This window comes from Mucilaginibacter sp., from assembly GCF_028288225.1.
Lineage (GTDB): Bacteria > Bacteroidota > Bacteroidia > Sphingobacteriales > Sphingobacteriaceae > Mucilaginibacter.
Genome location: NZ_JAQBOC010000053.1, coordinates 25,592 through 36,024 on the forward strand (window position 1 = coordinate 25,592; position 10,433 = coordinate 36,024).

Here is a 10,433-nt window from a genome sequence, read left to right on the forward strand (position 1 = left end):
TTGGCTTTTTTTAGAGATCAGAGGTTAGTGATTAGAGATTAGGCTGGCCGCAGCTCTGAGCGTTTAACTAATCTCTGGTCTCTAACCTCTAATTAACTATTTAGTATACCTATTAATAATATCAACTATCACCTTGTTTTTTTGCAGCTGGGGCAAATAATCAAACAGGATGTAATGTTTATCAGGGTCTGACGCAAGAGCCATTTCAAGGTGACTCAGAGCCTCATTGTACTCGCCCTTGGCAAATAAATAAGCTACCATGCGGTAATAAAGCTCGGCAGCATCCGGGTTATTTTTTATAGCCTGCGATATTACTTCAATGGCGTCAACCAGCCTTTGCTGTTCATACAATATTGAAGAATAATCAAGCCAGGCATCCACATCAATAGGATTAAGCTCCACTACCTTTTCATAGGCCAGTTCAGCTTCTGGGAGGTGGCCCAGTTTGTATTCAGCATCGGCAATAGCAAACCAGTAGTCGGCATTGGCAATATCCAGGTCGAGTGCTTTTTTGTAGAAATGAAGCGCCTCAAAATAACGTTCTTCAAAATCAAGCGTAACACCTATCCCAAACCAGGCATCGGCCAGCTTAGGATCCATTTTAACTGATTTTTTATAGAATGCGCGGGCATCGTCCATTTGCTCCAGCTTTTCATAGCACTCGCCTATGGCACAATAGGTATCTGCATTAGGCTGCTCATACTCAAATGTGTGGCGATATACCTCAATAGCCTCGGCATATTTTTCAAGATTAACCAGTGCATTGCCCTTATTAAAATAGGCCGATGCAAAGCTGTCTTTAATTAATATAGCATAATCATAAGCATCAATAGCCTTTTCAAACAGGCTCAGCTTAGTAAAGGCGTTACCTAAGTTATACCATGCGGCATAGCTGTAAGGTTCATTATCAATATATTGCTGATAAAATAAAACGCTCTCCTGCTGATTGTCCAAAACATCATAGCAAAACGCCAGCTCATACAAAGCATCCTGGTTCTCCATATTTTGCTCAAGGCAAAGTTTAAGATAGGTTATGGATGTTTCATAATCGCCCATGTTTTGGTACACGTAGGCAATATGCAGCAGCACCTCGTCGGTTTCTTCGGCAAGTTCAAGCGCTTTTTCATAGTTTTCCAGGGCTTCGCCGTAGCGCTCCATGCTTTCGTACATGTTACCGCGGATGAGGTAAATATCAGGGTCTGACGCTTCCAGCATAGCGGCTTTTTCAAGCGCCTCAAATGCCTCGGTAACCTTGTTGGTTATCACTAAAAGCTGTGCCTGCTTTATCAGGAAAACGGCAGCAAACGGATGCTGGTTACGTGCATATTCTGCAACCTGTAAAGCTCTTGGCGGATCGTTCTTTTCGATATAGTAGTCGATAATGTTCTCAAACGCCTGGGCATCAAAAAAGTACTGATCATGATTACGAATCATTTCTTCGTACCGTTCAACCGAAAACTTTGGGTCTTCGGTAAAACCAAATTCAAATTCTTCTTCCATTCAATTTTGTTTCAGAACACATACTCTGTTGAAGCCTTCAAAATCGCTTTTAGAGCTTAAACTGAGATTAAATTACAAGTATAAACATCCATAATACAATTTAGTTATCAACATTCAAACATTGTTAACAGCAATATTTACAAAGCCTTGATAATTAATGTGAATCATTTTGCCGGCAGAGAGTGGGTTGATAATAAATTGCCTTAAAGATTTTTACCTTTGACAAAAGTAACAATTATGAGCATTAATATTTCAGATATTCTTAATCGTTTACATATAAACGACATAAATGACGCCTTTAGTACAGGCAGTAACTGGGTAAGCAGTGCTGATGCAGCTATAAAAGATATAATATCGCCAACTGACGGTAAAAAAATAGCATCGGTAAAATTCGCTACTGCAGCTAATTACAACCAGGCGGTTGAACAAGCGCAAAAAGCATTTATTAACTGGCGCACAGTGCCAGCACCAAAACGCGGTGAAATTGTGCGCGAAATAGGGAATGCGCTGCGGAGCAATAAGGAGGCGCTTGGTACACTGGTATCCTACGAAATGGGCAAAAGCCTGCAGGAAGGCTATGGCGAAGTACAGGAGATGATTGATATAGCCGACTTTGCCGTTGGCCTTAGCCGGCAGCTTTACGGGCTTACCATGCACAGTGAGCGCCAGCAGCACCGTATGTATGAGCAATATCATCCGCTGGGCATTGTGGGGATCATCTCTGCATTTAACTTCCCTGTTGCGGTTTGGAGCTGGAATGCTATGCTTGCCTGGGTTTGCGGCGATGTTTGTATCTGGAAACCATCAGAAAAAACACCACTAACAGCCATTGCCTGCCAGCATATTGCACAGGAAGTATTTAAAAAGCACAATATTGACGAAGGCGTATCATGCCTGGTTATTGGCGACAGGAAAATTGGTGCGTTGATGGCTAATGATCCGCGTGTACCACTTATTTCTGCAACCGGCTCAACCCGCATGGGTAAATCAATAGGTGCGGCTGTAGGCGCAAGATTAGGCAGGAGCCTGCTGGAGCTTGGCGGTAACAACGCCATTATCATCAGTGAAAATGCCGACCTGGATATGTCATTGATAGGTGCGGTATTTGGCGCAGTAGGTACAGCCGGACAGCGTTGTACCAGCACCCGCAGGCTCATCATCCACGAAAGTGTTTATGATGCTTTTAAACAAAAACTGGTAAATGCCTACAAACAGATTCGCATTGGCGATCCACTGGACGAAAATAACCACATGGGCCCGCTGATTGATAAGGATGCTGTTAGCTTATATCTTGATTCCATTGAAAAATGCAAAACCGAAGGGGGTAAGTTTGCAGTGGAAGGCGGCAAGCTTGAAGGCGATAAATATGCCTCTGGATGTTATGTAAAACCCTGCATAGCCGAGGTGGAAAACAATTACAAAATTGTACAGCACGAAACCTTTGCACCTATACTATATTTGATAAAATATAAAACCCTTGATGAAGCCATCGCACTGCAAAATGGTGTGCCGCAGGGCTTATCATCAGCAATTATGACAGGAAATTTACAGGATGCAGAACAATTTTTGTCCTATGCCGGTTCTGATTGCGGAATTGCCAATATTAACATAGGCACATCAGGCGCAGAGATAGGCGGCGCATTTGGCGGTGAAAAAGAAACCGGGGGCGGCCGCGAGTCGGGTTCTGATGCATGGAAAGTTTATATGAGGCGGCAAACAAATACTATAAACTATTCAAAAACGTTACCCTTGGCTCAAGGGATTAAATTTGATCTGTAAATTTTTAGTGAGTGGTTGATTGAGTTGGATTAGGTTGATTAAGTTAAAATATTAAATAGGGAAACATCATTTCTTATAACCTTAACTTTTTCATCAGATAATAACCCAATCCAACTCAATCAACCATTCAACTTAATCAACTAACTAAATAATGCATAAATTACGCAAATACGCTTTAAGCTCCCTGGTATGCGGGGCAATGTTCATCAGCCTGAATGCTATCGGGCAGCAGCTGCCAAAACAGGCACCTGATCCGCCAAAAAACTGGCATACCATGGATCTGAAAACAGATGGTTTTTATGGAATAAGCCTTAAACAGGCCTACCTGTTTTTAAAGGGCAAAAAAAGTAAAACCGTAGTAGTTACTACCATTGATAGTGGTATTGATACTTCACAAAACGACCTTAAAAGTATTTTGTGGGTAAACTCCAAAGAAATCCCCAACAACGGCATTGATGACGACAAAGACGGTTTCGTAGATGATGTGCATGGCTGGGACTTTTTAGGCGGCAAGGGCGGCAAGGTTGATTATACCGAAACAACCGAAGAAGTAAGGCAGTACCATAAGCTCAAAGATAAATATGGAGCTATTACCACAGCGCCTGCCGGCCAGGAAAAAGAATTTGCTTTTTGGCAAACTGTAAAAACCAATTATGATAGTACGATGAGCAAGGCCCAAAGCGAAATAAAAGATCTTACTATGGAGGTTAATGTACTATCGGCAACAAATCATTATATAAAAAGAGAGCTTAAGCTGCAGTCGGACCAAACTTTTAATATGACCGATTTGTCGAGGATCAAGACAACTAATGATACCATAAACCAGAGCAAAACTGTTTGGGAATCTGTTTTTTCGCAGATAGGCGGTGATGCCAACAATGCCAAAGTGCTTAAGGACCTTACGGAGTATTATGCCAAGCAAAACAACACCATTAACCCTGATCTTGATGCACGTGCACGCATAGTAGCCGACGATCCGGATGTGAACGATGGGAAACCTTATGGCAATAATGTGCTTAAAAACCCCGATGCATCGCACGGTACAGGTGTTGCCGGGTTAATTGGAGCGGTACGCAATAATGGGTATGGCATTGACGGTGTAGCGGACAATGTGAGGATAATGGCAGTAAAAGCGGTGCCAAATGGCGATGAATATGATAAAGATATTGCTAACGCGATCCATTTTGCGGTCGACCATGGCGCCCAGATCATCAATATGAGCTTTGGCAAAAAGGTCTCGCCGCACAAAGAGTGGGTGGATGAGGCCTTTAAATATGCGGCCCAAAAGGATGTGCTGCTGGTAATGGCATCAGGCAATGATGGCCAGGATGTTGATGCCACGCCTCAGTTCCCAAATGATACCTATCTTGACGGATCGGCTACCGATAATGTGATCAACGTAGGCGCATCGGGCCCAAGGCCTGATACCAGCCTGGCGGCAACTTTTTCCAATTATGGTAAAGTTCACGTTGATGTTTTTGCACCGGGCGTAAAAGTAACCTCAATTGACACGGATGCTGAATTCAACACCGCTGACGGCACAAGCTTTGCATCGCCCATTGTTGCAGGTATTGCTGCGTTATGCCTGGAATATTACCCTGACCTGAGTGCAAAGCAACTAAAACAAATTATTTTAGAATGTGCAACACCCATAACCGGTAAAATGGTTAATAAACCCGGCGCCAAACAGCAGGTTGATTTTGCCTCGCTTTCAAAAACAGGTGGTATAGTGAATGCTTATAAAGCTTTGGAGATAGCTTCAAAAATGAGAGGGGAGAGGAAGCTGGGAGCTGGCAGTTTTTAGTGGGCAGTATTAGCAGGCAGTTCAACGTTATAGAAATCCGTTGTTACAATATTAGCCGGGGCTATGCCTCTGATTCATTCTGACGATAAACTTTAGAGTACAATAAGATGCGTTCCTGATCTTTTAAAGAGCCATTGGCTTGGTATATATTAGGGATGGGTTTTAAGCCATCCCGCTGTAAAAGCCAAAAGCAATTGGGGCGAAAAATGAAGCATGAGATTAAAATGAACAGTGAAATCTGTCTCAAATCTCATATCTCACGTCTCAAATCTATTACAAATTGCAAATAACACATTGTTGATTATATTTGCGTTCGCAAAAAACATCATTTTAACAATACGATGAGAGAAATACAATTCAGAGAAGCGCTTCGTGAGGCAATGAACGAAGAAATGCGCAAGGATGATAAAATATACCTGATGGGTGAAGAGGTTGCCGAATATAACGGGGCCTATAAAGTGAGCCAGGGCATGCTGGACGAGTTTGGTGCTAAACGTGTAATTGATACGCCTATTTCTGAATGCGGTTTTGCCGGCATTGGTATTGGCTCGGCAATGAACGGCTTACGCCCCATTATTGAGTTCATGACCTTTAACTTTTCGCTGGTTGCTATCGATCAGATCATAAACGGAGCGGCTAAGATAATGTCAATGAGCGGTGGCCAGTTCACTGTGCCAATTGTTTTCCGCGGTCCAACAGGCAATGCGGGGATGCTTAGCTCGCAGCACAGCCAGTGTTTCGAAAGCTGGTATGCCAACTGTCCGGGCTTAAAGGTAGTAGTGCCTTCAAACCCTTATGATGCAAAAGGCTTGTTAAAATCAGCTATTATTGATCCCGATCCGGTTATTTTTATGGAATCGGAACTGATGTATGGTGATAAAGGCGAAGTTCCTGAAGAAACTTATTATATTCCGTTAGGCAAGGCAAATGTTACCAAAGAAGGCACAGATGTTACTCTTGTAGGCTTTGGTAAAATAATGAAGGTGGTAAATGCTGCCGCTGCCGAGCTTGAAAAAGAAGGCATCCATGCTGAAGTGATCGATCTGCGTACCGTGCGTCCTATTGATTATGAAACCGTTATTGATTCAGTTAAAAAAACAAACCGTTTGGTAATTGTTGAATAAAGCTGGCCTTTATGCTCAATTGCTACAGAGGTTGCTTTTAAAGTACAAAAGGATGCATTTGATTATTTAGATGCCCCGGTACTGCGCATTATGGGCGGCGATGTGCCATTGCCTTATGCACCAACCCTGATCCAGGAATACCTTCCGAACGCTGAAAGAGTGATCAAAGCGGTTAAGGAAGTAATGTATGTTGCTAAGTAAGTTGATTAGGTTGATTTAGTGAATGGTTTTTTAAGTTAAAAACAGCCTAACTTAATCAACTCAATCTAACCCAATCAACTTATTCAACTAAAAAAATATACCGCCTGCTACTCAAATAGCAGGCTTTTTTATTTACTTTGGGCTTTAAAATACACGCTATGAAACACTTAAACATTAAGCTGCTTTTAACAAGGTGGTTTTTATTAGCAGGCATTGTTTGCTACTCAATTTATGCTAAGGCACAGGAACCTACTGCTGCAAAGCCTGCAGCTACTGCTGCCAAACCGCCGTTTGTTGCAGTTAAAGGTGCTGCCGACCTGGTTAACACCTTCTTTAAAAAATACAAGGACGAAGGAACGTCAGCTGCCATTGATTATATTTTTGGCACCAATAAATATTTTACAAATAATGCCGGCATAAGCCAGCTAAAAGCTAAATTAGACTCATTGCGCCAGGGGATAGGCAACTATTTAGGCAAAGATCTGATCGTTCAAAAAAATGCGTCGAACAGTTTGGTTTTTTACAGTTACCTGGTAAAGCACGAGATTCAGCCGATAAGGTTTACTTTTATGTTTTACAAACCTCAGAACGAATGGGTTTTATACCGCTTTAAGTATGACGACCAGATGGATGCCGAATTAGAGGACGCAGGAAAAATCAACAATAAACACCCGTAATATATTGGAAACATCAAACGTAAAGGATAGTAACGGCAACACGCTGATTGACGGCGATTCGGTAACGCTGATAAAAAGTTTAAAAGTAAAAGGATCAACCACCACTTTAAAGCAAGGCATCACCATAAAAAAGATCAGGCTTACAGATAATGACGAAGAAGTGGATTGCAAGGTTGACGGCATGAGCGTGGTACTAAAAACCTGTTTTTTGAAAAAGAAATAAGATTTTTATATTAGTTATATGAGTTAAATGGAAAAAGATCTCAAAAAGAAAACCGTTATACCTTTTATTATCTTTTTGGGCTTTATAGCCATTAGTATAAATAGCCTTTTTAAGGGAATTGCCCGCCACCAAACATGGCGTATTGTGCTGGCTTCGGTAGGTGGTTTGTTTTTTATTGTTTTAGCTGTTATGCTGGTTTATACTGTTTTAAAGTATAAAAAGGGAGACACAAAAGAGATTTCCTGAAAATGATGTTTTGTGATGCTAAAAAAATGCATATTCTATAGCCTGCTGGGCGTAATTCTTTGGTAATCGGTAGCAGCTTATAATAAGTATCAAAAATTTGGCTTGGAAGCAACCAATAAACTCTTGGTTTCAGGCTGATAGCTTAAAAGCTAATTCCGTGATTGACAAAAGCCATCAAACTTTTTAGCCTTGTTGAAAACCTCCTCTTGAAAATTCCCGCAATTCTGCTCAACTTCGCAATCCAGTTATTTAGATAATAGCAGATGATCGGTGCAATCAAACCAAAATCTGTGTAATTATCTAAAATAATCGGTGTAATTAAAACAATAATCTGTGAAATCACACAATCAAAAAATAGCTGCCGAACTTTCCATTGCCGAAAAACAGGTTAGCGCTACTATTGCCCTGCTTGATGAGGGTGCTACTGTTCCGTTTATTTCGCGTTACCGCAAGGAAGTTACCGGAACTTTGGATGAGGTACAGGTAGCCGCCATCCGCGACAGGATGCAGCAGCTGCGCGACCTGGATAAACGCCGTGAAGCCATCCTTAAATCGCTTACGGAGATGGGCAAGCTTACGCCCGAACTGGAGGCGAAGATCAACGAGGCTGAAACAATGGTATTATTGGAAGATATTTACTTGCCATATCGCCCCAAACGAAAAACCCGCGCCACTACAGCCCGCGAAAAAGGCCTGCAGCCCCTGGCTGATCTGCTGATGGAGCAAAAACGTATTGACCCCGAAATCGAAGCGGCTAAATACATTGATGAAGAAAAAGGTGTAAAAAGCTTTGAAGAAGCTTTAGCCGGAGCAAGGGATATTATTGCAGAGTTCATTAGCGAGAATGCTGAAGTACGCACCCGGATGCGCAGCCTGTTTATAGAGAAAGGAACTTTTCAATCAAAAGTTATTGAAGGAAAAGAGCAGGAAGGCATAAAATATAAAGATTATTTCGACTGGACAGAGTCTGTAAAATCAGCGCCATCGCACCGCATTCTGGCTATGCGCCGTGGTGAAAAAGAAGAGATCTTGTGGCTGGATATAAAACCTGTGGAAGAAGAGGCAATAGCCCTGTTGGAAGACGCTTTTGTTATAGGCAATAACCCAAGCGCCGACCAGGTAAAACAGGCCGTTACCGATGGCTATAAACGATTGCTAAAGCCATCAATGGAAACAGAGGTGCGCCTTTTCACCAAAAAGCAAGCCGATGAAGAAGCTATCCGTGTTTTTGCCGAGAATGCCCGTCAGCTGTTGTTAAGTGCGCCGCTTGGCCAAAAGCGTACCATGGCAATTGACCCTGGGTTCCGTACCGGCTGCAAGGTAGTTTGTTTGGACGAACAGGGAAAGCTACTGGAATACACGGCTATCTTTCCGCACACAGGCGCAGGCCAGGCCAAAGAGGCAGAAAAAACCACTGAATTTCTTTTCAAAAAATATAATATCGAAGCCATTGCCATTGGCAACGGAACTGCCGGGCGCGAAACTGAGGTGTTTGTCCGCAACCTTAACCTGCCTGGTGCGGCTATAGTAATGGTTAACGAAAGCGGGGCATCTATTTATTCAGCATCGGATGTTGCACGGGAAGAGTTTCCGGATAAAGATGTTACCGTAAGGGGCGCTGTGTCAATCGGTCGCCGGTTGATGGATCCATTAGCTGAACTGGTAAAGATCGACCCAAAATCGATTGGAGTGGGCCAGTACCAGCATGATGTGGATCAAACTAAACTGCAAACCTCGCTTGATGATACGGTAATGAGCTGTGTAAATGCTGTTGGCGTTGAGCTGAACACTGCATCAAAACAGATCCTGGCCTATGTTTCTGGTCTGGGGCCGCAACTGGCGCAGAACATTGTAGCCTACCGCGATGCCAATGGTGCCTTTAAACACCGCAATGAACTAAAGAAGGTGCCACGCCTCGGCGATAAGGCATTTGAGCAGGCAGCGGGCTTCCTGCGCATTCGCGATGCTAAGGATCCGCTGGATACAAGTGGTGTACACCCGGAAAGATATGCTTTGGTTGAGCAAATGGCCAAAGACCTGAAATGCTCCATAAAGGACCTGATGAGTGATGATAAACTCCGCAAAAGCATTCCCCTGCAAAAATATGTTTCAGAAGATGCCGGATTGCCAACCCTGAATGATATTATGGCCGAGCTGGCGAAACCCGGCAGAGACCCACGTGAGCAGTTTGAGGCATTCAGCTTTACAGAAGGTGTTAACGCTATTGGCGATCTGAAGATAGGGATGAAGCTGCCCGGCATAGTTACCAACATTACCAATTTCGGCGCTTTTGTTGATATCGGCGTTCACCAGGACGGTTTGGTACACCTAAGCCAGATCACCAACAGGTTTATTAAAGATGCCAATGAGGTATTGAAAGTGCAGCAAAAGGTTGAAGTAACAGTAACAGATGTGGATATTAACCGCAAACGCATTGCCCTTTCAATGAAGGAAAACGAGCCAAAGCCTGCTGAAAGAGAAAGACGGGAGCCTGCAAATCAGCAACGTAACTTTCAAAAACCTGCATTTAACAAAAAGCCTGAGCAGCAACCGGAAACTGATATAGCTATAAAATTGGCAGCGTTGAAGGATAAATTTAGGTAAGAAAAATCATTTTGGCGTCGCGAACGAGGCAAGCGTGAAGCAACCCCATAGTTATGCTTGTCGGATAGAATGGTGGAGAATTTATGATGGGATTGCCGTATTGTGCAATGACATATTTTAGATTTGTCTTATGTCATTTCTTAATTAGCCACCATGTCATTGCCTTTAGATTGGCTTCAACAAAATAGAATAGGTTATTATTATTGTTGAAGCTTTCTTTTTGCTTCTTTTTCTGTGTTAATAACCTTGATTTTTGTTGATAAAGTTAACAACGG

General features: G+C 42.7%; 7 protein-coding genes and 1 pseudogene. 7 read left to right on the forward strand and 1 reads right to left on the reverse strand.

Annotation, left to right across the window (positions count from 1 at the left end):
• Positions 1–96: 96 nt before the first annotated feature.
• Positions 97–1,500, reverse strand: coding sequence for a tetratricopeptide repeat protein (locus JWQ54_RS16090; protein WP_299586668.1), 1,404 nt, complete (start codon positions 1,498–1,500; stop codon positions 97–99).
• 237 nt (positions 1,501–1,737) lie between these two features.
• Here JWQ54_RS16090 and JWQ54_RS16095 point away from each other — a divergent pair, with 237 nt between their 5' ends.
• From JWQ54_RS16095 to JWQ54_RS16125, 7 genes and pseudogenes are all read left to right on the forward strand, one after another.
• The gene (locus JWQ54_RS16095; protein ID WP_299586671.1) at positions 1,738–3,279 is read left to right on the forward strand and encodes an aldehyde dehydrogenase family protein; all 1,542 of its coding nucleotides are present in this window, start codon (positions 1,738–1,740) and stop codon (positions 3,277–3,279) included.
• A gap of 151 nt (positions 3,280–3,430) precedes the next feature.
• Complete coding sequence (locus tag JWQ54_RS16100; protein WP_299586673.1) at positions 3,431–5,083, forward strand: S8 family serine peptidase; 1,653 nt, start codon at positions 3,431–3,433, stop codon at positions 5,081–5,083.
• Between the two features lie 341 nt (positions 5,084–5,424).
• A pseudogene (locus JWQ54_RS16105) lies at positions 5,425–6,408 on the forward strand (pyruvate dehydrogenase complex E1 component subunit beta).
• A gap of 158 nt (positions 6,409–6,566) precedes the next feature.
• Entirely contained in the window at positions 6,567–7,085 is a 519-nt protein-coding gene (locus JWQ54_RS16110; protein WP_299586676.1) for a hypothetical protein, read from the forward strand.
• Between the two features lie 4 nt (positions 7,086–7,089).
• Entirely contained in the window at positions 7,090–7,308 is a 219-nt protein-coding gene (locus tag JWQ54_RS16115; protein WP_073403258.1) for an alkylphosphonate utilization protein, read from the forward strand.
• Positions 7,309–7,335: 27 nt separating this feature from the next.
• Positions 7,336–7,554, forward strand: a complete 219-nt coding sequence (locus JWQ54_RS16120) for a hypothetical protein (RefSeq protein ID WP_299586678.1) — start codon at positions 7,336–7,338, stop codon at positions 7,552–7,554.
• 333 nt (positions 7,555–7,887) lie between these two features.
• Positions 7,888–10,158: a Tex family protein gene (locus JWQ54_RS16125; protein ID WP_299586681.1), complete on the forward strand. Its 2,271-nt coding sequence runs from the start codon at positions 7,888–7,890 to the stop codon at positions 10,156–10,158.
• Positions 10,159–10,433: the final 275 nt, after the last annotated feature.